Source organism: Nocardia sp. NBC_01377, from assembly GCF_045040005.1.
GTDB lineage: Bacteria > Actinomycetota > Actinomycetes > Mycobacteriales > Mycobacteriaceae > Nocardia > Nocardia noduli.
On the sequence record NZ_CP109566.1, the window covers coordinates 6154330 to 6177644 of the forward strand.

19 protein-coding genes and 1 pseudogene are annotated in these 23315 nt (G+C 68.1%); 12 read left to right on the top strand and 8 right to left on the bottom strand.

Features of this window, described 5'->3' with window-relative positions; all coding sequences use genetic code 11:
* The first annotated feature begins 2 nt into the window (after nucleotides 1–2).
* From OG225_RS28460 to OG225_RS28470, 3 genes and pseudogenes are all read left to right on the top strand, one after another.
* Nucleotides 3–947: pseudogene (locus tag OG225_RS28460) on the top strand (alpha/beta hydrolase).
* Nucleotides 948–1079: 132 nt separating this feature from the next.
* Nucleotides 1080–2873, top strand: a complete 1794-nt coding sequence (locus tag OG225_RS28465; protein ID WP_405178065.1) for an AMP-dependent synthetase/ligase — start codon at nucleotides 1080–1082, stop codon at nucleotides 2871–2873.
* Between the two features lie 137 nt (nucleotides 2874–3010).
* Nucleotides 3011–4684 carry a molybdopterin-dependent oxidoreductase gene (locus tag OG225_RS28470; RefSeq protein WP_405178066.1) on the top strand — a complete coding sequence of 558 codons (1674 nt, stop codon included), beginning with the start codon at nucleotides 3011–3013 and terminating at the stop codon, nucleotides 4682–4684.
* Between the two features lie 99 nt (nucleotides 4685–4783).
* On the opposite strand, the gene OG225_RS28475 is transcribed toward OG225_RS28470, so the two are convergent.
* The 3 genes from OG225_RS28475 to OG225_RS28485 all read right to left on the bottom strand — a co-directional run bounded on the left by OG225_RS28475 (nucleotide 4784) and on the right by OG225_RS28485 (nucleotide 8091).
* Nucleotides 4784–6265 (bottom strand): DHA2 family efflux MFS transporter permease subunit, encoded by a 1482-nt coding sequence (locus OG225_RS28475; protein ID WP_405178067.1) that lies wholly within the window; start codon nucleotides 6263–6265, stop codon nucleotides 4784–4786.
* A gap of 76 nt (nucleotides 6266–6341) precedes the next feature.
* Nucleotides 6342–7025 carry a PadR family transcriptional regulator gene (locus OG225_RS28480; protein WP_405178068.1) on the bottom strand — a complete coding sequence of 228 codons (684 nt, stop codon included), beginning with the start codon at nucleotides 7023–7025 and terminating at the stop codon, nucleotides 6342–6344.
* Nucleotides 7026–7200: 175 nt separating this feature from the next.
* Nucleotides 7201–8091, bottom strand: a complete 891-nt coding sequence (locus tag OG225_RS28485; protein WP_405178069.1) for a glycine betaine ABC transporter substrate-binding protein — start codon at nucleotides 8089–8091, stop codon at nucleotides 7201–7203.
* Between the two features lie 242 nt (nucleotides 8092–8333).
* Here OG225_RS28485 and OG225_RS28490 point away from each other — a divergent pair, with 242 nt between their 5' ends.
* From OG225_RS28490 to OG225_RS28505, 4 genes are read left to right on the top strand one after another with little or no spacing between them, the layout of a single operon-like run.
* Complete coding sequence (locus OG225_RS28490; RefSeq protein WP_405183394.1) at nucleotides 8334–9218, top strand: ABC transporter substrate-binding protein; 885 nt, start codon at nucleotides 8334–8336, stop codon at nucleotides 9216–9218.
* Nucleotides 9219–9260: 42 nt separating this feature from the next.
* Nucleotides 9261–10406 (top strand): ABC transporter ATP-binding protein, encoded by a 1146-nt coding sequence (locus tag OG225_RS28495; RefSeq protein ID WP_405178070.1) that lies wholly within the window; start codon nucleotides 9261–9263, stop codon nucleotides 10404–10406.
* Nucleotides 10407–10425: 19 nt separating this feature from the next.
* A complete protein-coding gene (locus tag OG225_RS28500) occupies nucleotides 10426–11088 on the top strand; it encodes an ABC transporter permease (protein WP_405178071.1) in 663 nt (220 codons plus the stop codon).
* Nucleotides 11085–11798 (top strand): ABC transporter permease, encoded by a 714-nt coding sequence (locus OG225_RS28505; protein ID WP_405178072.1) that lies wholly within the window; start codon nucleotides 11085–11087, stop codon nucleotides 11796–11798. The genes OG225_RS28500 and OG225_RS28505 overlap by 4 nt, the downstream gene beginning before the upstream one ends.
* A gap of 78 nt (nucleotides 11799–11876) precedes the next feature.
* On the opposite strand, the gene OG225_RS28510 is transcribed toward OG225_RS28505, so the two are convergent.
* From OG225_RS28510 to OG225_RS28520, 3 genes are all read right to left on the bottom strand, one after another.
* Nucleotides 11877–13097, bottom strand: a complete 1221-nt coding sequence (locus OG225_RS28510; RefSeq protein WP_405178073.1) for an NADP-dependent malic enzyme — start codon at nucleotides 13095–13097, stop codon at nucleotides 11877–11879.
* A 502-nt stretch (nucleotides 13098–13599) separates the two neighbouring features.
* Complete coding sequence (locus OG225_RS28515) at nucleotides 13600–15411, bottom strand: FAD-binding protein (protein ID WP_405178074.1); 1812 nt, start codon at nucleotides 15409–15411, stop codon at nucleotides 13600–13602.
* 314 nt (nucleotides 15412–15725) lie between these two features.
* The gene (locus tag OG225_RS28520; RefSeq protein WP_405178075.1) at nucleotides 15726–16580 is read right to left on the bottom strand and encodes a PHP domain-containing protein; all 855 of its coding nucleotides are present in this window, start codon (nucleotides 16578–16580) and stop codon (nucleotides 15726–15728) included.
* Between the two features lie 105 nt (nucleotides 16581–16685).
* Between OG225_RS28520 and OG225_RS28525 the strand changes: the two genes are divergently transcribed.
* Entirely contained in the window at nucleotides 16686–17777 is a 1092-nt protein-coding gene (locus OG225_RS28525) for a magnesium and cobalt transport protein CorA (RefSeq protein ID WP_405178076.1), read from the top strand.
* A gap of 16 nt (nucleotides 17778–17793) precedes the next feature.
* Here the strand turns inward: OG225_RS28525 and OG225_RS28530 are convergent, their stop codons facing one another.
* Complete coding sequence (locus tag OG225_RS28530; RefSeq protein WP_405178077.1) at nucleotides 17794–18375, bottom strand: suppressor of fused domain protein; 582 nt, start codon at nucleotides 18373–18375, stop codon at nucleotides 17794–17796.
* Nucleotides 18376–18378: 3 nt separating this feature from the next.
* A complete protein-coding gene (locus tag OG225_RS28535; protein WP_109528482.1) occupies nucleotides 18379–18870 on the bottom strand; it encodes a general stress protein in 492 nt (163 codons plus the stop codon).
* Nucleotides 18871–18977: 107 nt separating this feature from the next.
* Here OG225_RS28535 and OG225_RS28540 point away from each other — a divergent pair, with 107 nt between their 5' ends.
* The 4 genes from OG225_RS28540 to OG225_RS28555 all read left to right on the top strand — a co-directional run bounded on the left by OG225_RS28540 (nucleotide 18978) and on the right by OG225_RS28555 (nucleotide 23304).
* On the top strand, nucleotides 18978–20264 hold the full coding sequence (locus OG225_RS28540) for a magnesium transporter MgtE N-terminal domain-containing protein (RefSeq protein WP_216908997.1): 1287 nt from the start codon (nucleotides 18978–18980) through the stop codon (nucleotides 20262–20264).
* A complete protein-coding gene (locus tag OG225_RS28545) occupies nucleotides 20257–20847 on the top strand; it encodes a DUF1003 domain-containing protein (RefSeq protein ID WP_216908980.1) in 591 nt (196 codons plus the stop codon). Before OG225_RS28540 ends, OG225_RS28545 begins: the two co-directional genes overlap by 8 nt.
* 143 nt (nucleotides 20848–20990) lie before the next feature.
* Nucleotides 20991–22352, top strand: coding sequence for a lytic transglycosylase domain-containing protein (locus tag OG225_RS28550; RefSeq protein WP_405178078.1), 1362 nt, complete (start codon nucleotides 20991–20993; stop codon nucleotides 22350–22352).
* Nucleotides 22353–22452: 100 nt separating this feature from the next.
* Entirely contained in the window at nucleotides 22453–23304 is an 852-nt protein-coding gene (locus tag OG225_RS28555; RefSeq protein ID WP_405178079.1) for a lytic transglycosylase domain-containing protein, read from the top strand.
* Nucleotides 23305–23315 lie beyond the last annotated feature (11 nt).

The window sequence follows — 23315 nt, forward strand, 5'->3', positions numbered from 1 at the left end:
CCATGCGCGATTTCGATATCCCGCTGCCCCTCGCGCGGGCGGTGCTCGATCCCGTCTTCCGCGTCATCCTCAACGATCGCCTGCCGTTCGCGGCGCAGCGCGTGCTCATGGACGTGATGTCGCGCGCGCAGCCGGTGCCGGACGACACCGTGGTGCGGCGACTGCGACTGGCGGGCAGGCCCGCGGAGCGGATCACCTCGGCCCCGACCGCGATCGACGGGCCACGCGCGCGGGCGGCGGAGTCGGGCGCGATCCTGTACCTGCACGGCGGCGGGTACACGGTCGGCTCGCTGACCACGCACCGCTCGCTGGCGGCCCGGCTCGCGCACGGCACCGACTGTCCGGTGTACGTGCTCGACTACCGACTCGCGCCGGAGCATCCCTTCCCCGCCGCGCTCGACGACGCGGAGACCGCGTTCCTCGAACTCGTCCGGGAGAAGGGGCACCGGCCGGAGCGCATCGCGATCGCGGGCGATTCCGCGGGTGGCGGGCTCACCCTCGCCACCGCGCAGCGACTCGTCGCCGACCACGGGCTCACCCCCGCCGCGCTCGGACTCATCGCCCCGTGGAGCGACCCGAACCTGGTTCCCGACCGCGAACGCGATCTGGTCGTCAATCGGCCCTGGTCACGCTCGTGCGCCGCGGCCTACCTCGGCGCGGGCGACGGCGACGATTCCGGATACGCGCCGCTGCGCGGTGAACTGCACGGCCTGCCGCCGACCTACCTCCAGGTCGACGAGGGCGAGATGCTCCACGACCAATGCCTGACGCTGGAGGCGGCACTGCGCGACGCGGGCGTGCACGTCCGGTTCAGCCGGACACGCGGACTGTAGCATGTCGCGCAACTACAGGCCGGGCTGATCGGGTCCGCGGCCGCCGAGGTGCGGGAACTGGCCGATTTCCTGCGCGAAGCGTTACAGCCGGTGTCGGTCCGGGATCTAGGATGATCACGCACCCCGTATCCACCGGCCGATGGTCCCGCTCGAAACAAGATTCGGACAAATTTCCGGTGGTCGACATGACGACGCGCCCATACGTGTCGTAGATTACTGGCGAGTAAACCACGTGGAAGGGCAGTGATGCGCGAGTTCGAAGTTCCGGCTTCCTACACCATTCCGGAAGACGCGAACAATTCCGACAACGTCTTCCGGCATGCCGAAAAGTCACCGAACGCGGTGCTGTTCAACCTGTCGGACGACAACGGCGGCTGGCGGAATGTCACCGCCGCGGAGTTCGCGAAAACGGTGACCGGCATCGCGAAGGGTTTGATCGCCTCCGGCATCGAACTCGGTGACCGTATCGCGATCATGGCCCCCACCCGGTACGAATGGGTCGCCTTCGACTTCGCCATCTGGGCCGCGGGCGGCTGCACCGTCGCCATCTACGACAGCTCCGCCGCCGAGCAGGCCAAGTGGATCCTGCAGGATTCGGCCACCAAACTGCTGGTCCTCGACAACGACAAGCACCGCGCCACGATCGACGAGATCGAGGCGGGCTCGCTGGCGGATCTGAAGGAAACCCTCCAGATCGACAAGGGCGCGGTCGACCAACTGATCGAGCGCGGCGCCGAACTCGACGACCAGGTCGTGCATGACCGTCGCAAGCAGGTCAAGGCGGCCTCGCCCGCGACTCTGATCTACACCTCGGGCACTACCGGCCGCCCCAAGGGCGTCATGCTGTCGCACGCCAACCTCTGGGCGGAATCGAAGTCCGACCGGCTCGCGCTGCGCAAGTACATCCAAGAGGGCAAGAAAACCCTCATGTTCCTGCCGCTGGCCCACGTCTTCGCGCGCGCGGTCACGCTGACCTCGTTCGACGCCAAGGTGGTCCTCGCCTTCACCTCCGACTGGACCACCCTGGTCGAACAGTTCGGCAGTTACCACCCGCACTTCATCCTCGCCGTGCCGCGTGTGTTCGAGAAGGTGTTCAACGGCGCCAAGCAGAAGGCACACGACGGCGGCAAGGGCAAGATCTTCGACGCCGCCGCCGACACCGCCATCGAGTGGAGCGAATCCCTCGACAACGGCGGCCCGGGTCTGGTGCTCAAGCTCAAGCACGGCGTGTTCGACAAACTCGTCTACAGCAAGCTGCGGGTCGCGCTCGGCGGACAGTGCCAGGCGGCCGTCTCGGGCGGCGGACCGCTCGGCGCGCGCCTCGGCCACTTCTTCCGTGGCGTCGGCGTCACCGTCTACGAGGGTTACGGTCTCACCGAATCCACGGCGGCCGTCACCGTCAACACCCCCGAGAACCTGCGGGTCGGCAGCGTCGGCAAGCCGATCGAGGGCCATTCGGTCAAGATCGCCGAGGACGGCGAACTGCTGCTGCGCGGTTCGGTCGTCTTCGACGGCTACTGGGGTAACGCGGAAGCCACCGAGGAAGCCTTCGCCGATGGCTGGTTCAAGACCGGCGATCTGGGCGCCATCGACGCCGACGGCTTCGTCACCATCACCGGCCGCAAGAAGGAGATCATCGTCACCGCGGGCGGCAAGAACGTCTCCCCCGCGCTGCTCGAGGATTCGCTGCGGGCCCATCCGCTGATCAGCCAGGTCATGGTTGTCGGCGACGGTCAGCCCTTCGTCGGCGCGCTGATCACCCTCGATCCCGAGGCGCTGCCGGGCTGGAAGGAACGCAACAGCGTCGCCGCGGACACCCCGATCGAGCAGCTGATCGAGAATCCGGCCATCGTCGCCGAAATCGATGCCGCGGTCGCGGACACCAACAAGAAGGTGTCGCACGCCGAGGCCATCAAGAAGATCCGCATCCTCGCCGTCGACTGGACCCAGGAGACCGGCGAACTCACCCCGAAGATGTCGCTCAAGCGCGCCGTCGTGATGAAGCAGTACGCCTCCGAGGTGGAGAAGATCTACAGCTGATCTCCTCGTGACAGCAACGGCGCCGCCCGCGAATCGAATTCGCGGGCGGCGTTGTCGTATCGGGCCCTTCCCGATGTTCGTCTGCCGTCAGAAAATGGTCACATCGACGGCACGGGGGCGGCAGTAGGCTCGGTTTCATGGCGCGACTGTGGTATCGGATGGCGGCCGGGATCGTCTCGGCGGGCCTGGCGCTCGGCGTCGCCGAAGTGCTCGCCGCCTTCGTCGGCTCCGAGACCGCACCTGTGCAGGTCCTCGGCTCCACGGTGATCGACCACACGCCGGGTGGATTGCGCGAGTGGGCGATCCAGACTTTCGGCACCAGCGACAAATTTGTGCTCTACCTGTGCATGGCGGTGGTCGCGATACTGCTGGCCGCCTTCGTCGGCGTGGTCGAACGCGGCAACCGCGCGATCGGTTCGTCGGTGTTCGCGGTCTTCGGGGTCGTCACCGCGGTCATCGCGGTCGAACAGCACGGGTTCTCCGCGGCGTTCCCGACGGTCGTCGGTATCGCTGCGGGGATCTACGCGCTGCGGGTGCTCACCCGCCGCGTCGAGGCGGTCGAGGCGGTCGAGGCGGTCGAGGCGGTCGAGGCGGTCGAGGCGGTCGAGGCGGTCGAGGCGGTCGAGGATGATCGGCTCACCCCCGGAGACCGCACCCCGGACCACACCCCCGCATCGTCGGTATCGACCGACCGACCGCAAGCCATACCGCATCCGGCCCTCGTGCCGGACGGCGTGAGCGCGTTGCGACGCCGACAGCTGCTGCGCGGTGTCGCCGTCACCGGCGGGGTCGCGCTGGTCGCCGGATTCGGCGGCCGACTGCTCGGTTCGCGACGGGCGGACGTCTCGGGTGAACGGGCGGCGGTGCAGCTGCCGGAACCGGTGGGTCCGCCGATTTCCCTTGCGCCGGAGGCGGATCTGCGTATTCCCGGACTGACCCCGTATCTCACCCGCAATGCCGATTTCTACCGGATCGACACCGAGCTCATCGTGCCGCAGCTGTCGATCGAGGACTGGTCGTTGCGCATCCACGGCATGGTCGAGCGCGAGATCGTCATCCGCTGGGCGGATCTGGCGAATCGGGAGGCGATCGAACGGCTGGTGACATTGGCGTGCGTATCCAATTCGGTGGGCGGCGATCTGATCGGCAACGCGATGTGGCGCGGCTACCGGATCGACGAAATGCTCGCCGAGGCGGGCCCGCACCCCGACGCCGACATGGTCATGTCGCACAGTGTGGACGGATGGACCGCGGGAACCCCGCTGGCGGCACTCACCGACGGCCGTGACGCGCTGCTCGCCATCGGCATGAACGGTGAACCGCTTCCGGTGTCCCACGGCTACCCGGCCCGCATGGTCGTGCCCGGCCTGTACGGCTACGTCTCGGCCACAAAATGGGTGACCGAACTCGAGGTCACCCGGTTCGACCGCGCGATGGCCTACTGGACCAAGCGCTGGTGGTCCCCGTACGGCCCGGTCAAGACCGGCACCCGCATCGACACCCCCCGCGCGAACGCCAAGATCTCGAAGGGCACCGTCGCCATCGCCGGAGTCGCCTGGGCCCAGCACCGCGGCATCAGCGCCGTCGAGGTCCAGATCGACGGCGGCCCGTGGCAGCAGGCCAAACTGTCCGCCGAACAATCCATCGACACCTGGCGCCAATGGGTCTTCGAATGGAACGCAACCCCCGGTTCGCACACCGTCTTCGCCCGCGCCACCGACGGCGCGGGTGCCATCCAGACCGCCGACCGCATGGGTGCCCTCCCGAACGGAGCCACCGGCCACCCCGAGGTCGCCTTCACCGTCGAATAGTCGCCGGGCTGGGCGGACAATCCGGTACACGACCGCCCGAAGTCTGTTCGAACGACGCGAGAATGTCCGCACAGACCGGCCGGACTCCCCCGGTGACGCTCAGCCCGCGAGGGTGTCGGCCTTCGAGAGTTTGTCGGTCGGTTCCGCCGCGCGGCCACGGGAGTGGCTGACGAACAGGGCCGAGGCGACGACGCCGATGAGGAGGATGCAGGCGGGGAGCAGCATCGATTCGGCCAGTGCGGAACTGAAGGCGACCTTGACGAATTCCGGTATGGCGCCCTGGCCGGCGCCGCCTTCGGCGACCTTGCCGCCGCCGAGTCCGTTGGCGCTCATGCGGGAGGCGATGAGGGCGCTGATCGCGGCGCTGCCGAGGACCGAACCCACCTGGCGGGTGGTGTTGTAGATACCCGCGCCCGCACCGGCCTGCTGGACCGGCAGGTTGTGGGTCGCCGTCGACGCCAGCGGAGCCCAGATGCAGGCGTTGGCGAAGCCTGCGAGCGCGCCGGCGACGAGGAAGACCGCGATCGGGGAATCCGGTGTCATCAGCGCGGCGAACCAGAAGACGGAGGCCGCGAAGGCGGTGAAGCCGATGGTCGGGACCAGCCGCGGCGGCAGACGATCGGAGAATTTGCCGATGACCGGGGCGAAGAAACCGGTGACGATCGCCATCGGCGCGAACACCAGGGCGGATTTGGTCGGCGACATCTCGCGCACGGCCTGCAGGTAGAAGTAGGCGGGCACCATCAGCGCGGTGATGGCCGCGCCCATGGCGGCGATGGCGAGATTCGACAGCGCGAAATTGCGATCCTTGAACAGGCTCAGCGGCAGCAACGGCTCACCGCGGTTGCGGGCCTGGTTCCAGATGAACGCGGCGAGTACCAGCACACCCGCGCCGATCATCAACCAGATACCCACCGACCAGTCGTACGAATTGCCCTCCTGGATGCCGAAGACCAGCAGGAACAGACCGACACCGCTGAGCACGATGCCCGGGATGTCGAATTTGTGGTTGTTGGTCTCCAGTGACGGCACCAACCAGACGGCCAGCCCGAACGCGATGATGCCGACGGGCACGTTGACGAAGAAGATCCACTCCCAGCCGAGGCTGTCGACGAGCACGCCACCCAGAATCGGGCCGACCAGTGTCGCGAGACCCGCGACGCCGCCCCACAGGCCCATCGCCGCGCCACGGCGATCCGGCGGGAACGTCCTGGTGATGACGGCCATCGTCTGCGGGGTCATCAGCGCCGCGCCGAGTCCCTGCACCGCGCGGGCCGCGATCAGCATGCCGATGGTGCCGGAAAGACCGCACCACAGCGACGCGGCGGTGAAGACGGCGAGGCCGATGAGGTAGATGTTCTTGGGGCCGTAGCGGTCGCCGAGCCTGCCGGTCACCAGCAGTGGCACGGCGTAGGTCAGCAGGTAGGCGCTGGTCACCCAGATCACCGAGGAGACATCGGCTCCCAGGTCTTCCATGATCGCCGGGTTCGCGACGGCGACGATGGTCATATCGAGCAGGATCATGAAGAAGCCGACGACAAGCGCGGTGAGCGCCAGCCACGGATTACGTTGGGTGGTCATAGGTTCGGTTCCATTCTCGGAAGCTTCGAAGGTTGGTGAGCGATCGGGGCCCGGCGCGCCGGACTCCGTCGCGAGATCACGGGGAGGCCGCGGCGGCGCGGCGGGGTACGGGCGCACGCTCGGTATTCCCGGCGGCGGCCCACGGATGTTCCGGTCCGGCGATCCTCGCGCCGGTTTCCGGGTCGAATCGTTCCCACTCCAGCGCGCCGCTACCGAGTTCGGCGAGGAAGCCGTCGATCCACGCGATCTCCGCGCCGACGGTCGCGCGCAGATACGGCAGCACGATCCAGTACCGACGCGGGACCTGGTGTCTGGTGGCCCAGTCCGTCATGCGGTCGAAATCCTCGATATCGGCGCGCAGATGCCCCAGTCGTTCCTGGAGCAGGGCGGTGACGTCGGCGGCGGGCAGATTGTGCGCTTCCGCCAGCGCGAGCGGGAACATCGGATATTCGGCGTGCGGGTACCGGATGACCTCGGCGATCTTGTTCCGCAGCGCCTGTTCACCGAGTTCGGTGATGCGATAGGTGGTGCGTTCGGGACGATTACCCGACCGGTCGACGCCTTCGGCGCGCACCAATTCGTGCTCGGCCAGTCGCGCGACCGTGTGATACAGCGATCCCGGGCGGACCTTGACCAACACATCTTCGCCACGGCTGATCAGCAGCTGATACATCTCGTACGGATGCATGGGCCGCTCCGCCAGCAGTGCCAGCACGGCGACCGCGAGCGCGGTCACCCCGGGACGCGCCTGTTGTCCCATTCCTTCCCCTCTCAGTGGTCGAGCGTGGCACCGGCGGTCCGCGGCCGGATATCCCACGCCAAATACTCCACACGGAATATACGGTCCGGAGCATCTGGGTGGCAAGGGGGTTACGCGCGCACGATCCATGATGGAAATGCCTCGTAGAGGCCCCGAAATGACGGTATTGCGAAGATCAGAGGGCGTGCTCGTCCAGCCAATCGCGCGCCGCGGTCGCGGCGGAGGTTCCGCTGCGGACCTTCAGGATCAGGTCGACCAGATCCTCGGTGGTCAGCTCGCCCGCGACGTAGTTCAGTTTCTCCAGGCGACGGTCGTCGAGCATGCCCTTGCGGAAGATCGGGAGCACGTTCTGCGCGGGAAGCGCGTAATCCTCATCGGTGAGGATCGCGAGGCCATCGGCCGCGCCGGGGGTCAGAGCGGGCGGGCCGGAGAGGACGCCGACCGGCGAACCGCCGTCCAGCAAGGCGTTTCGCAAGGTCGCCGCGTCGGGCAGTGGGCGTTCTCCGGCGAAATCGCATCCGGTGATCGAGAGTCGCGCGGACGACGCGCGCAGAATGTCGGGGGCGGGGGCGATTCCAGCTTCCCACTCGCCACAGCGCGGACCGATGTCGGCGATCGAACGCAGGTCCTCGCGGTCGGCGACCTCGGCGGGCAGTAGGACGCGCGGCCGCATATCGGTCCCGTCGGCCGGATCGGCGACGACGATTCCCTCCGGCAGCGCCCGATTCAACGCGACGGTCACCTGCTGCGGGGTTCGGGCGGTCGTGGCGGAATCCAGGTAGGCCAGCAGTTCTCCGCTGTGTTCGCCGACGAGACCGATCCGGCCCGCGTCGAGTGCGGCGAGATAGTCGGGCCGCGCTCCGAGCTGTGGCAGTACCGCGACGGTGAGTCCGGTGCGCGCGAGCGCGCCCGCGTAGATCTCGGCGAGCACCCGGGATTCCACCGAATCTCCCGCGCCGACAACGAATGCCGAACGCGGGTCGTCACTGCCGCACGATACTGCGGTGACAGCGGCCGCGACCAGCAACAACCGTGCCAGCATCCGCTTCGACGCGGCCAGCAACATCCGGCGACACCAACTCTCCGAAGTCGACAGAGCCGACACAAAGGCTCAGTAGCGGGCAGTATGGACAACCAGAATGTACCGGTGGCCGTCGTCACCCGGCCGCTCGCATAGCTCGCTCTGCCGGAAGGACCCCAGTGGATACCACATCGCCCCCCGATGCCGCGCGGCACCGGCGCTCGGCGCTGCGCTTGGCCTTGCGCGCCACCCGATTCCTGATCGCCGCGGCGGCATTGGCGACGGCCATGATCCTGTCGGCCTGCGGTGATTCCGATCCACTGGCCGCCGACGGCGATTGCTCGGGCGACACCGTCGTCGTGGGGTCGGCGAATTTCCCCGAATCGGAGACCGTCGCCGAGATCTACGCGGAAGTGCTGCGCGTCAACGGTTTCACCGTCGAAACCCGGCTGAACATCGGCAGCCGCGAGGCCTACATCCCGGCGCTGCGCCAGTGCGCGATCTCGGTGATCCCGGAGTACACCGGCAACCTGCTGCAATACCTGGACAAGAACGCGACGGCGACCAGCGCCGCAGACGTCGACGCCGCGCTGGTCACCGCCCTCGGTTCCGATCTCGTCATCGGCACCCCGGCCCAGGCCCAGGATTCCGACGCCGTCGTCGTCACCAAGGCCACCGCCGACCGCTGGAATCTGCGCACCATCGCCGATCTCGCGCCCCATTCGGCCGAGGTGAAATTCGGCGCTCCCGCGGAATTCCAGGAGCGCGCGGGCGGACTGCCCGGATTGAAGAAGAACTACGGACTCGACATCGCCGCGAACAATTTCGTGCCGATCGCCGACGGCGGCGGTCCCGCCACGGTCCGAGCCCTGGTCGAGGGACAGGTGACCGCGGCCGATATCTTCACCACCTCCCCCGCCATCACCCAGAACAACCTGGTGGTGCTCCAGGATCCGAAGAACAACTTCCCCGCGCAGAACGTGGTGCCGCTGTTCAACGCGGCGAAGAAATCCGATCGGGCGCTCGCCGCGCTGAACGCCGTCTCCGCGAAATTGACGACGCAGGAACTGCTCGCGTTGAACGAGGCCGTTTCGGGGACGAGCAAGACCGAACCGAAAGCGGCGGCGGTGGCGTGGGTGAACGCCATGGGACTGAACAAGCACCTCGGCTAGTCGGCTCGAGCGCCGGAATACAGGATTACCAGGAGATACCGTTTGTCCGATATCGAATTTCGCGGTATCAGCAAGATCTATCCGGACGGCACCCGTGCCGTCGGCGATCTCGACCTGAATATCGAATCGGGTTCGCTCACCGTGTTCGTCGGTCCCTCCGGCTGTGGCAAGACCACGTCGATGCGGATGATCAACAGGATGATCACGCCGACCTCGGGGGCGATCACCGTCGACGGCGTCGATATCTCGACGGTGGATCCGGTGACATCGCGCCGCGGGATCGGATATGTGATCCAGAGCGGTGGGCTGCTGCCGCATCGCACGGTGCTCGACAATGTCGCGACGGTCCCCGTTCTTCGCGGTGCTTCACGCAGGGCCGCGAGGGCCGCCGCGCTGGAGGTGCTCGACCGGGTCGGGCTGGATCGCGCTCTGGCGCAGCGCTATCCGGCGCAGTTGTCGGGAGGGCAACAGCAACGGGTCGGGGTGGCGCGGGCATTGGCCGCCGATCCGCCGATCCTGCTGATGGACGAGCCGTTCAGCGCGGTCGATCCGGTGGTGCGGGCGGAACTCCAGAGCGAAATGCGGAGACTACAGGCCGAATTGCGCAAGACGATCGTGTTCGTCACCCACGATATCGACGAGGCGATCACCTTGGGCGATCGCCTCGCGGTCTTCGGCCGCGGCGGCGTCCTCCAGCAGTACGACACCCCGCGACGTGTACTCGCCCGGCCCGCAACGGATTTCGTGGCGGAATTCGTCGGGCGCGACCGTGGCTATCGCGGCCTGTCGTTCCGAACCGCCGCACACGTTCCCGTACACGAGATCCGGACCGCACGCGCCGACGAGGTGGCGGACCTGCGGCCCGCACCGGGCGAATGGGTGCTGGTGGTCGACGCGGCGGACCGGCCGTCCGGGTGGATCGATATCGCCGGTGCGGCGTCGGTGCGGGCCGGAACCTCTCTCGCCGAGAGCATGTCGGCGGGCGGGTCGTTGTTCGCTCCCGGCGCGGATCTGCGCCAGGCGATGGACGCGGCCGTCTCCTCGCCGTCGGGAATCGGCGTGGCGGTGGACGATTCCGGCGCGGTTCTGGGTGGCGTGCGGGCGAGCGACGTCGTCCGAGTACTGGCCGAACAGCGGGCGTCCGAGGACGCCGAACGCCACGGCCTCTCCTCCGACGGCGCCGAATGAGCACGGTCCGAGGTGTTCGATGCGCTATCTGATCGACAATTTCTCCGTCGTCATGGGTTTCACCCGAACCCACGTGTATCTGGCGCTGGTGCCGTTGGTGATCGGATCGGTGATCGCGATTCCGGTCGGCGCGTCGGTTCGTCGAGTGCGGTGGCTGCGCCGGGTCACCGTGACCGTGGCGAGTCTGGCCTACACGGTGCCGTCGCTGGCCCTGTTCGTCATCATCCCGCCGCTGGTCGGCATCTCGACGATCGATCCGCTCACGGTGATCATCGCCCTGTCGGTGTATTCGACCGCGCTGCTGGTGATCGCGGTTCCGGCCGCCCTCGATTCGGTGGCAGCCGATGTCATCGACGCCGCCGACGCCATCGGTTACGGTCCGCTGCGTCGCACCCTCACCGTCGATATGCCGCTGGCCGTGCCGGTTTTCGTCTCGAGTCTGCGGGTCGTCGTGGTCAGCAATATCGCGATGGTGTCGGTGGGCGCGCTGATCGGGGTCGGCGGGCTCGGCAAACTGTTCACCCAGGGCTATCAGCGCGACTATCCCGACGAGATCGTCGCGGGCATCATCGTGACGCTCGCGCTCGCGCTGATCTTCGACCGCGCGGTCTATGCCCTCGGTCGTCTCGCCACACCGTGGACGCGAAGGAGCGGACGCACCGCGAAGGGCGGCGGCACATGAGTCTGTTTCTCGACGCCTGGACCTATCTCACCGACGGCGCGAACTGGGGCGGTCCGGCGGGCATCGGAACCAGGATCGCGCAACATCTCTGGTACAGCGCTCTCGCGGTCGCCGCCTCGGCCGTGGTGGCGGTGCCGCTGGGACTGGTGATCGGGCATACCGGTCGGGGTGCGGCGCTGATCGTCGGCTTCGCGAATTCGATGCGCGCGCTGCCGACCCTCGGACTGCTCACCTTTCTGGTGCTGCTGCTCGGCCTCGGCCTGATCCCGCCGCTGCTGGCCCTGGTCACCGTCGGCATCCCGCCGCTGCTCGCGGGCACGTACGCGGGTATCGCGAATGTGCCCGACGACGTGGTCGACGCCGCGCGCGCGGTCGGCATGACCGAACGCCAGATCCTGTTCCGCGTCGAGATCCCCAATGCCATGCCGATTCTGCTCACCGGCCTGCGCGGGGCGACGTTGCAGGTGGTCGCCACCGCGACCATCGCCGCCTACGTCAACCTCGGCGGTCTCGGGCGCTACATCTTCGACGGTATCGGCCTCTACCGCTACGACCGCGTGCTGGTCGGCGCGATTCTCGTCGCGGTACTGGCCATGGCGCTCGACGGCATCCTGGCCCTCGCGGTGTGGGTGAGCGCGCCGGGCACCGGTCGTCTGCGTCGTGGACTCGCGCCGATCACAGTGGCGAATTCGATCCGGCCCACTTCGTAGGGAGGCCGATCCGGACCGAAAACGGGAGCGCTCCGGTCCGAATTCGGACCGGAGCGCTCCCGTGGAGATTCGAACCGCTTACGCGACGCCCTCGGCGCGAGCCGCGTTCGCCACCGCTTCGGCGACGGCGGGCGCGACACGGGGGTCGAGCGGGCTCGGGACGATCTTGTCCGGGCCGAGCTCGTCGGCGACGACGCTCAGGATGGCGTCGGCGGCGGCGATCTTCATGCCCTCGGTGATCCGGCGGGCGCCCGCGTCGAGCGCGCCCTTGAACACACCGGGGAAGGCGAGGACGTTGTTGATCTGGTTCGGGAAATCGCTGCGGCCGGTGGCCACGATCGCGGCGTACTTGCGCGCCACCTCGGGGTGGATCTCCGGATCCGGGTTGGACATCGCGAAGACGATCGACTCCGGGGCCATCGAGGCGATGAGTTCCTCGGCGATCAGACCGGCGGACAGACCGAGGAACACGTCCGCGCCTGCCAGAGCCTCGGCCGCGCCGCCGTTGAGACCGCGCGGGTTGGTGCGCTGGGCCAGTTCGGACTTGACCTCGTTGAGATCGGTGCGCTCCCGGCTCACGATGCCGCGCGAGTCGAGGACCGTCACGTCCTTCACTCCCGCGGCGAGCATGATGTTGGTGCACGCGACGCCCGCCGCGCCCGCGCCGGAGACGACGATCTTGAGTCCGTCGATGGCGCGACCCTGGACCCTGGCCGCGCCGTTGAGCGCGGCGAGCACCACGATGGCGGTGCCGTGCTGGTCGTCGTGCATGACGGGGCAGTCGAGCGCCTCGATGACGCGCCGCTCGATCTCGAAGCAGCGCGGAGCCGAGATGTCCTCGAGGTTCACCGCGCCGAAGCTCGGGCGCAGGCGGATCAGCGTGTCGACGATCTCGTCGACATCCTTGGTGTCGAGCACGATCGGGATCGAGTTCAGGCCTGCGAACTTCTTGAACAGCGCGGCCTTGCCCTCCATGACCGGCAGCGAGGCGCGCGGGCCGATGTCACCGAGTCCGAGAACCGCGGTGCCGTCGCTGACGACGACGACCAGGCGGTCGGTCCAGGTGTACTGCTTGGCCATCGACTCGTCTTCGGCGATGGCCCGGCTGACCTGCGCGACGCCGGGGGTGTAGGCGATCGAGAGGTCGCGCTGGGTCTCCAGCGGAGCTGACAGCTCGACCGAGAGTTTGCCGCCGAGGTGGCCCGCGAAAATCTCTTCCGACGTGATCGAGGAAAGGGAGGCCGGATCGTCGGTGCGGTTCACCGCGGTGGCATTCGGTGCGTCAGTCACAGGTGACACGATTTCACTCCTGCTCGGGTCGGGCTCAACCGGGGGACGGTTACCGCCGGGTACTGAGGTGATAAATGATTTGAACCGCTCATCGAGTGCTCCGGTCGATCAGTTTCGCATTCCGATCGCGCGCGGGGAACCTGCAGCAGGATATCGAATTGGCGGTGCGTCGCTGATCCGCGAAGCGGAGCCGGAGGGTGTTCCGGGCGGATATGCGGTGCGATCCTCGGGGCGCCGCGGTGCGCGGCGGAGAAGATCGTCATCGTTCCCTGACCCGGCGGTGGCAAGGGCGGGAATCCGCAATATTCTGCCAGCCTCGACAACGACTTGCCAAACCGGTCTGTGCTATACCGGCCGCGCGTCATATTCCGAGGGTAGGGCCCGGGAATTACCCAGAGGTAAGGGGAAACTCGCACCCCGGCGAACGGGGTCTGTGAGGAGACGCAGCGCACTCGAACCGGCGCGGTGAGCCGACCTGTCGGCGCGGGCGTCGACCATATCGGGAGCACGTTCACAGGGGTAGCGGATCCGCCACGCCGCCGCGGTGTCCGTCGGCGGGTTCCTCGGTGACGGGCCGGGCGGGCGGATGTGCGGCGAGGACCGATTCCTGACCGGCGAGCGGCCGGGCGGACGGTTCGGCGACCTGGGCGTCGACGGGCTCGCGCGGGGAGACGGCGAGCACCGATTCCTGACCGGCGATCCTGCGGACGTCGGCGGCGGTGAGGTGGCCGTAATCGTCGCGCGTGTCGGAGCTCTCGGCGCCGGTGGGCCGTTCGTCGGCGCCGACCCGATTCCACGGCCGGGTCTCCGGGCGCACCCAGACCTCGTCGAGACCGCCGGACATCAGCCGCACCCGCCAATCGGCGTCGGCGCCGGGGTGGTCGGTGCGGCGATGCATCCCCCTGGTCTCGGTGCGGGCCAGCGCGCTGTATTTGGTCCAGCGCGCCACCGCGAGCAGCGCGGCGGCCTGCCTGGCGCGCAGCCGACCGGCACCGCGTCCGCCGAGATCGAATTCGGCGCCGGGCCACATCCCGTCCAGTTCACCGATGCTGTCGCGCAGGCTGCCCGCGCTGCGCCAATAGCTGCGTCGCAACGGCAAGGTGTGTTCCTGCACCAGACCGACCACCGCGCGCGGATCGACGCGCGGCCGATCGTGCAGTCCCGCGCCGGGCACCGGATCGGCGGCCCGGGGTATCCCCCTGGCGACGGCGAATCGGGCCGCGTTCGCACCGGCCCAGACGCCGGAGGCGAGCGCCCACGCGCCGCCCTGCCCGCCGAATCCGCTGACCGCGCCGGTGATGGCTTCCCTGGTGGTGACGTCACCGGCTCCGTACAGGCCGGAAACCGTTGTCGCGCAATCAGTTCCGGTGATATGCAGGCCGCCGGTGCCGCGCACGGTGCCCTCGAGTACCGCCCGCAGCGGAATCCGCCGGGATCGGTCGACCACCCCTTGGCGCGACAGCCAGATCCCCACGACTTCGGGCAGATCTTCGACGGCGGCGTAGACGCGCCTGCCCGCGGCGAGCGCGGCGAACGCGTCGGTTCCGAGGTCGGCGAGGTCGGCGCCGGATTCGTCGTACACCGTGGGGAAATGCGCGGCCAGTCCCGGCGCCGAACTCGAATGCCGCGCGACCGTGGGCAGACTCAGGGCCGGGGCCAGGCCGTAGGCGCTGGAGAATTCCATCCCGGACAGTTCGGCGCCCGCCTCCACCGCGAGCAGCAGTCCGTCACCGGTGTCGACATCGGTGCCGGGTCCGCCGGACAGGAAGGCGCAACCGCCGGTCGCGACGACGACCGCGCCCGCGCGCACGGTCCACGGCAGGTAGCGGTTGTGCGGTTGCAGGCCGGTCGCGCCCGAGACGACGCCGTCGCCGTCGGTGAGCAATTGCAGCGCCGGGTGGTGATCGAGAATTCGGACACCCGCCTCGCGCAGGCGTCGGCGCATCCGGCGCAGATAGCTCGCACCGTCGACGCACACCCGCGAGGACTTGCGGTGGGCGTTGCGATCGGTGCCGGGGAATCGGTAGCCCCAGCGCGCCAACTCGTCGACGCGACGATATGTCTCGTCCAGGACCATGTCGATCCACATCGGGTCGCCCAGGTCACCGCCGTGCGCGCAGGCGCGGCGGACGGCGTCGTCACGGTCGGGGCCGGGCGGCATATTCCAGAGCGCTGTCATGCCGAAGGCGGTGGGACCGCTGGATCCGCAACGGGCCTTGTCGACCAGGATCACCCGCGCGCCGGACGTGGCGGCCGAGACAGCGGCCCAGGCACCGGCGGGGCCACCGCCGAGAACCAGAACTTCCGCTTCCAGATCAGCCACAAGAAGAAATATTCGGCCACTATTCATCCGGCCGCAACTATTACACGGCTATTAGCCCCACCATTGTGTCCAAAGCAATATTCCCGTGACCACGAAAACAACCGCGGACCCGGTAAAGGCAGCGAAACCCCGATGCCGATCCGAAAAAATCTGAGCGACAACGGCCGTCACGGACGCGAGCACATGGCACACGATGGATTCCCCGCCCGGCCCGGGGAAATCGCGTCTGCTCGCGATGAAGGCGGATCCGATCACGACGAGGGCCAGAACGACGGTTCCCGCGGCCACCACGCCACTGAGCCAGCGAACGACTCTCACCGGACGATCACCGGCACACCCGTGGCCTTACCGACGAGCTCGTCGAACTGCGCCGGATCGGTGGTGAATTCGCCCAGGCGGATGGTCTTGTTCGCACCGTGGTAATCCGACGACCCGGTGGTGAGCAGCCCGAGTTCGGCGGCAAGACCCGCCAGCACCTCCCGATCGGGGGCGGCGTGGTCGGGATGATCGACCTCCAGTCCGCCCAGTCCCAGCTCGGCCAGTTCGCGGATGTCGTCGACGGCGAGCAGCCGCCCGCGCTTCCTGGCCCTGGTGTGAGCGAGCACACTGACCCCGCCCGCCGACGCGATCATCTCCACCGCGCGACGCAACGGAGTGTCGGCCTTGTCGACGTAATACGGCCCGCTCGGCGCGAGCAGCCGGGTGAACGCGGAGCCGACGTCGGGCACCACCCCGGCCTCGACCAACGCCCTGGCCAGATGCGGACGCCCCGCCGACGCACCGGCGGAATCGAGCACCGCGTCCGGATCGATGGGCAGGCCGTCCTCGCGCATCCGTTCGGCCATCGCCCGCAACCGATCGACGCGTTCGGCGCGCAACCGCTCGCGCTCCTCGGCGAAACCTCGGTCGGCGGGGTCGAAGAGATAGGCGAGCAGGTGCACCGGCACCGGCCAGCCGTCCTCACCGAGCCCCACGCACGACATCTCCATGCCGCGCACCAGGCTCACCCCCTCGGGTAGCGCCTCCACCGCTTCGGCCCACCCCGATGTGGTGTCGTGATCGGTGAGGGCGACGACATCCAGGCCGTCCGCCGCCGCTTTCCGCACGAGTTCGGCCGGTGTGTCGGTACCGTCGGACGCGTTCGAATGGGTGTGGAGGTCGATGCGCACGTCTCCAGTCATACAGTGCGCGATCTCCGACGGTTGTGGTCAGGCCCCGACAAGGCGACCCGGTCTCGAGCAGGCCCGTCGCCGATCCCGACGTAGCATCGGCGGGTGCCCTCCATTCCGCCGATGCCGTCGTTCCGCGCTTCCGCGCGCGCGGCCCGAACGGCGACACGTTCGGAACTGCCGCGCATCCCGGTCCCGACCGCGCGCGCCATCGTCGACTGCGGCGTCTACGTCGACGGACACCGGCTGCCCGGCCGATTCACCCACCGGGACGCCCTGGCGGAAGTGCGTAATCGCGGGGCCGGTTTCGTCTGGGTCGGCCTGCACGATCCCGACGCCGCCCAGATGGGCGATATCGCCGAGACATTCGGTCTGCACGCCCTCGCCGTCGAGGACGCGGTCGGGGCGCATCAGCGGCCCAAACTCGAACGCTACGACGACACCCTGGTGCTGGTGATGCGCACCGTCGCCTATGTCGAACACGAATTGCACAGCGTCAGCGAGATCGTCGAGACCGGCGAGATCATGGTGTTCGCCGCCGCCGATTTCGTGGTGACGGTCCGGCACGGCGAGCATTCCGGGCTGGCGTCGGTGCGGCAGCGCCTGGAAGCCGACGCGACCATGTTGATGTACGGCCCCGGCGCGGTGCTGCACGGCATCGCCGACTACGTGGTCGACAACTACATCGATGTCGCGGCCTCGGTCGAACTGGATATCGACGCGATGGAGGAAGAGGTCTTCACCCCGCGCAGCCAGGTCGCCATCGAATCTATCTATCAGCTCAAACGCGAAGTGGTCGAATTGCGCCGCGCGGTGAATCCGCTGGCGATTCCGCTCCAGTTGCTCGGCCACAAATCCGATCTCCCGCTGCCCAAGGAGATCAGGCGCTATATGCGCGACGTGGCCGACCACCACACCAGCGTGGCCGAGCGCATCACCGATTTCGACGGATCGCTCAGCGCGTTGATCGGCGCGGGGCTGGCCAAGATCGGCGTCCAGCAGAACACCGATATGCGCAAGATCTCGGCCTATGTCGCCATCGCCGCGGTGCCGACGATGATCGCGGGCATCTACGGCATGAATTTCGAACACATGCCGGAACTTCGGTGGACCTATGGATACCCGCTGGTCATCGGCGTCATCGTCTCCATCTGCACGATGCTGCTCGTGCTGTTCCGGCGCAACCACTGGCTCTGAGCGATCCGCCGCGCGACTACAGGGTGGCCGCCCCGCGCGCCGGGTCGTGCACGTCGATCCCGGCCTCGCCCCACGCGTCACGCAGTGCGCTCGCCCCGCGCACCCGGACCCACGCCGCTTCGGTCGCCGTCACCGGCGTGACCGTGAGATAGCGGACCGGGTCGGCCGGTTCGGGCAGCACGACCTCGGGGATATCGCTGTCACCGAGCAGGACTGCGGTGAAATTCGCGCCCGCCCACATCGGCTCGCCCAGATCCAGCAGCGCGTCGGGTTGCAGCACGACGCCTTCCACGGCGGGCGTGGCGACCAGGACCCCGAGCGCGCGCACGAGTCCCGCGGTCTCGCCGATTCCGGCGCGCAGGGACAGCACGAGTTCGGCACGTGGTCCACGCACCGGATCCGCCAGCAGGTCACCGGGATCACCCATCGGATGACGTGAGCCGCCGAGAGTGACGAAACGCACCAGATCGCCGTCGTGGATGCGCAGGATCTCGATGGCCTCCAGCCCGAGGAAGGTCACCGAGGCCGAGTCGACCCCGGCGGCGGCGACGCCGTAGTGGTCGAGCACTCCGGCGCGGACCCTGTCGACTACTTCCATCCGTCAGATCGCCAGCCTGGCGAGCATATCGCGCGCCTGCTCGGCCGATTTCGGATCGCACAGCACGTCGTAACGGCCCGCGACCAACTGCATGGTCGAGGCGAAATCACGCTGTCCCTTGGTCGCCGCGTACGGGATCGAGGTGGTGATGACGCCGAAGATGATGCCGCCGACCAAGCCGACCAGCAGCGGCCCGAACGCGCCGCCGGTGGTGAACAGGCTCAGCAACAGACCGAGGAAAAGGCCGAGCCACGCGCCGCTCACCACGCCGCCGCCGATGACCTTGCCCCACGTCAACCGGTAGAGCACCCGTTCGACCTGCATCAGGTCGACGCCGACGATCGTCACGTCCTGCACCGGGAATTGATTGTCGGCCAGGTAGTCGACAGCCTTCTGCGCCTCGGCATAGGTCGGATAGGAGCCGACCGGCCAACCCGACGGTGGGGTGGGGAGACCCTGCCGGGCGCGGCTGGAGCCTCCTAGAGGATTCGTCATATCACCATTCTGCTATCACGCCGGGATTTCCGGGGATGTGAAACGCGTGTTCTTGTCGTCCGTGGCGTGGCGGGTGCGCTCGCCCGCGAACCTCTAGCCTGACAGCCATGGCAGCAACCAGGGTTTACGTCGCCAGGCTGGCCGGCCTGGTGGTGCTGGGACCGGACGGCGAGTCCATCGGCCGTATCCGCGATGTCGTCGTGGCTATCCGTTACGACCGCCAGCAGCCCCGGGTGCACGGCCTCGTCGTCGAACTGCCGAGCCGCAGGCGAATTTTCGTACCCATGCTGCGGGTGACCGCGATCGAGCCCGGTGTTGTCACATTGAACACCGGAACCGTGAGCCTGCGCCGCTTCGCGCAGCGACCGGGTGAACTGCTCGCCATCGCGCAGATCGTGGATTCGGCCGTCCGGGTGGACGATCCGGACCTGCCCGACCTGGTCGACATCGATGTGTTCGTGGTGGATCTGGGAATCGAGCAGACCAGGACGCGGGATTGGCGGGTCTCGCGGGTCGCGGTGCGCGGGCACCGGCGCATCGGGCGCAGGCGGACCGTGCACGTGGTCGACTGGTCACGCGTGTCCGGTCTGACGCCGTACGAGATCGGCAGACCGGGCCAGGACGTGACGACACTGCTGGAACAGTTCGAGGGCCTGCGCGCCGCCGACGTCGCCCATCTGCTGCGCGAGTTGCCGGAGAAGCGCCGGATCGAGGTCGCCGAGGCGCTCGACGACGAACGCCTCGCCGACGTCGTCCAGGAATTGCCCGACGACGACCAGATCGACCTGCTCGGCCACCTCGAGGTGCGCAGGGCCGCCGACGTCCTGGAGGCGATGGATCCCGACGACGCCGCCGACCTGCTCGGCGAACTCTCCACCGGCGAACGCGAATCGCTGCTCGCCCTGATGGATCCGGAGGAATCAGAACCGGTCCGGCGGCTGCTGCAACACTCCCCCGACACCGCGGGCGGTCTGATGACCCCCAAGCCGGTGATCCTGACACCGTCGACGACGGTCGCCGAAGCGCTGGCCCGGGTCCGCAATCCCGATCTGACCCCGGCGCTGGCGTCGATGGTCTTCGTGGTCCGTCCGCCGACCGCGACGCCGACCGGACGCTATCTGGGTTGTGTCCACCTCCAGCAGTTGCTGCGCGAACCACCGGCGCACCTGGTCGGCGGAATACTCGACAGCGATCTGTCACCGCTGCGCGTCGAGGTGCCGCTGTCGGCGGTGACCCGCTATTTCGCCACCTACAACCTGGTGTGCGGCCCGGTGGTCGACGCGGAGAGTCATCTGCTCGGCGCCGTCACCGTGGACGACGTACTCGATCACCTGCTGCCGGAGGACTGGCGCGAGCAGGAGGAATCACACGAAGGGGTGCCAGGGCATGAGTGAGAAGAGCCCGGCGAGGCTGCGGCTGGAGACACCGCTGGAAACCCGTTTCCGGATCGACTGGGATGCCGAGGCGCTGGCCCGCAGCAGCGAGCGGGTGGCCCGATTCCTCGGCACCGGACGCTATCTGGCGATGCAGACCGTTGTCGTCATCGTCTGGATCCTGATCAACATCTTCGTGGTGGCGCTGCGCTGGGATCCCTATCCGTTCATCCTGCTCAATCTGGCCTTCTCCACCCAGGCCGCCTACGCCGCCCCGCTGATCCTGCTGGCCCAGAATCGCCAGGACAACCGGGACCGGGTCGCGCTCGAAGAGGACAGGTCCAGGGCGACCCAGACCAAGGCGGATACCGAATTCCTCGCTCGCGAACTCGCGGCGCTGCGGATCGCGGTCGGCGAGGTGGCGACACGCGACTATCTGCGCCGCGAACTCGAGGAGATGAAAGAGGTGCTCGACCGGATCGATGCCGCGGCGTCACCGGATCGTGCGCACGATATCAACAAGACATCGAAGGCGCGTCGCAAGAAAACCTCCGGTCAGAAGCAGGGAGGTGACCCGATTCCGCCGCAGCCAACCGATCCATGACCGGAAATGCTCAACAACCACTTGACCCATGGGTAACCTGGAGAACGTTGTCCCGAGCGGGTCGGATGCGAAATGTCCCGGACAGCCGCGCTCACGACGTCGAGGATTGGTGTGGCCGAATGCGTATATCTGCTCCAATTACCGTGTCGGCCCTGGTAGTGGCGGGTCTCGTCGTCACGGGATCGGGTACCAACACCACCGATGAGACCACGGCACCGCAGGCTACCGACGCGTTACTGGCCGCATCCAACGGCCCCGGCGGCACGGGCAACGCGCCAGACAATACCAAGGAAGCCGAGCTGTCCCGGACAGTCGGCTTGCTACCGGTAACCCCCCAGACACCCCGCAAACTCACGGCAATGACGCCGCCCGCCGACGGTAACGCCCCCGTCGCCGGAACGGTTCCGCTTCGTGACATCGTGTTGCCCGCCACCGGCGGCGCGCTCGGCATCCCGGAAATCGTGCTCGCGGCCTATCGCAACGCGGAGCTGGCAATGGAATCGGCGGCGCCGGACTGCGGACTGCCGTGGAATCTGCTCGCCGGAATCGGACGGATCGAATCCGGTCACGCGAGCGGTGGGCGAACCGACGCCGCGGGCACGACGGTCACCCCGATCCTCGGCCCCGCGCTCGACGGCACCCTGCCCGGCAACGAGGTCATCCAGGCCACCGACGGCGGCTACGTGCGCGCGCTCGGGCCGATGCAGTTCCTGCCGAGCACGTGGAGCCACTACGCCTCCGACGGCAACGGCGACGGGGTCGCCGATCCGCACAACGTCTTCGACGCGACCGTCGCGGCGGGCAAGTACCTGTGCTCGGGCGGGCTGAACCTGCGCGATCCGGCACAGGAACTGCGGGCCGTGCTGCGCTACAACAACTCGATGTCCTACGCCGCCAACGTCTTGAGCTGGTCGGCGGCCTATCGCACCGGCGGCAAGCCGAGCCAGGACCGCATCTACCCCGGCTTGATCCCGCCCGGTCAGGCGCCGAATCCGGACATGCTGGCGGCGAACAGGACGACGCCGAGCCCGTCCACCCAGGCCGAGTTGCCGCCGAACGCGCCGACCACGGTCGACCCGGCCGCCCCGACCCAGGTGATGATCACCATCCCCGGCCTGCCGCCGATCCCGTGCGGCATCTTCTGCCCGGCTCCCGCGCCGCCCGCGAATCCGTGTGAGACGCAGACTATTCCGGCGCCGATGCCGCGCCCGGGCGATCCCGCGCTCCCCCCGGCGGCCAAGACCTTCGGCGCGGGCGAACAGCGGGACCCGCAGGCGATAGCACCCGCGCCGGCCTGCGCGCCGCTGATGCCCGATATCGGCGACCAGCGGGCGACCGTGCCCGCACCCGCGCCGGAGGCGGCTCCCGAGGCCGTCCCCGCCGAAACCCCGGAACCCGAACTGCCCGAGGCCCCGCAGCAGGAAGCGGCGCCCGCGCCGACGCCCCAACCCGGCATCACCCTGCCGTTCAACATCGTCATCCCGCTTCCGCCCGTCGGTCCCTGACCAAACCTCGATCGAGGTCACGAAGCAGTAACAAAAAGATCTCGAATGCGGTACCCTCTCCTAGAGTTTCAATCTTGAAAGCGGAGGAGGGCACCACACCGTGGGGCGTCACCGTAAACCTTCGACCGGTGTAAAAGTCGGCCGAACATCTGTCCTAGCTCTGTCAGGTTTGCTCCCCGCCGGCGTCATCGCCGTCGCGGGCGCCTCCGACTTGGACCCCGCCATGCAGGCGGATATCCAACCGTCCCCCGAGGAAGATCGCGACGCGCTCGGCGCGCGCCTGGCCGCCGCGCTCGACGAGACCGCGGACCACGCCATGGCGCAACAGAGGTTCCGTGCTCCGCCGGTGGTCAAAACCGTTGCGCTGCCGGACAACCGGGCGCGCGCCGAGATACCCGCCGGGCCGCTCGGCATTCCCGGCATCGCGGTCGCCGCCTACCAGAACGCCGAACAGGTCTTGCACACCGAGGATCCCGAATGCGGGATGTCCTGGTCGATGCTCGCCGGTATCGGCCGGGTGGAATCGACCCACGCCTTCGGCGGCAAGGCCGATGCCGACGGTAATCCGCTCTCACCGGTCTACGGCCCGGTGCTCGACGGCTCGCTGTACGGCAACCACGTCATCCACGACAGCGACGACGGCGCGCTGGACGGGCTCAGCGGGTACGACCGCGCGATCGGCCCGATGCAGTTCCTGCCCGACACCTGGAAGCGCTACGCCGCCGATGGCAACAACGACGGCGTCGCCGACCCGCAGAACCTCTTCGACGCCACGCTGACGGCCGGGAAGTACCTCTGTAGCGGCGGACTCGACATGCGCGACATGTCCCAGCAGACCCGCGCGATCCTTCGCTACAACAACTCGATGGCCTACGTCGCGAACGTCATGGCGTGGGCCAACTCGTACAACAACGGCGTCGCTCCGAAGCCCGCGGAACTGCCCCGGATCTGAGACGACTAAAA

Coding starts and splice junctions, on each gene's coding strand:
- OG225_RS28465 (WP_405178065.1), top strand. CDS start 1,080: ATGCGCGAGTTCGAAGTTCCGGCTTCCTACACCATTCCGGAAGACGCG.
- OG225_RS28500 (WP_405178071.1), top strand. CDS start 10,426: ATGCGCTATCTGATCGACAATTTCTCCGTCGTCATGGGTTTCACCCGA.
- OG225_RS28490 (WP_405183394.1), top strand. CDS start 8,334: ATGATCCTGTCGGCCTGCGGTGATTCCGATCCACTGGCCGCCGACGGC.
- OG225_RS28535 (WP_109528482.1), bottom strand. CDS start 18,870: ATGACGAATCCTCTAGGAGGCTCCAGCCGCGCCCGGCAGGGTCTCCCC.
- OG225_RS28475 (WP_405178067.1), bottom strand. CDS start 6,265: ATGACCACCCAACGTAATCCGTGGCTGGCGCTCACCGCGCTTGTCGTC.
- OG225_RS28540 (WP_216908997.1), top strand. CDS start 18,978: ATGGCAGCAACCAGGGTTTACGTCGCCAGGCTGGCCGGCCTGGTGGTG.
- OG225_RS28545 (WP_216908980.1), top strand. CDS start 20,257: ATGAGTGAGAAGAGCCCGGCGAGGCTGCGGCTGGAGACACCGCTGGAA.
- OG225_RS28485 (WP_405178069.1), bottom strand. CDS start 8,091: ATGTTGCTGGCCGCGTCGAAGCGGATGCTGGCACGGTTGTTGCTGGTC.
- OG225_RS28505 (WP_405178072.1), top strand. CDS start 11,085: ATGAGTCTGTTTCTCGACGCCTGGACCTATCTCACCGACGGCGCGAAC.
- OG225_RS28470 (WP_405178066.1), top strand. CDS start 3,011: ATGGCGCGACTGTGGTATCGGATGGCGGCCGGGATCGTCTCGGCGGGC.
- OG225_RS28480 (WP_405178068.1), bottom strand. CDS start 7,025: ATGGGACAACAGGCGCGTCCCGGGGTGACCGCGCTCGCGGTCGCCGTG.
- OG225_RS28530 (WP_405178077.1), bottom strand. CDS start 18,375: ATGGAAGTAGTCGACAGGGTCCGCGCCGGAGTGCTCGACCACTACGGC.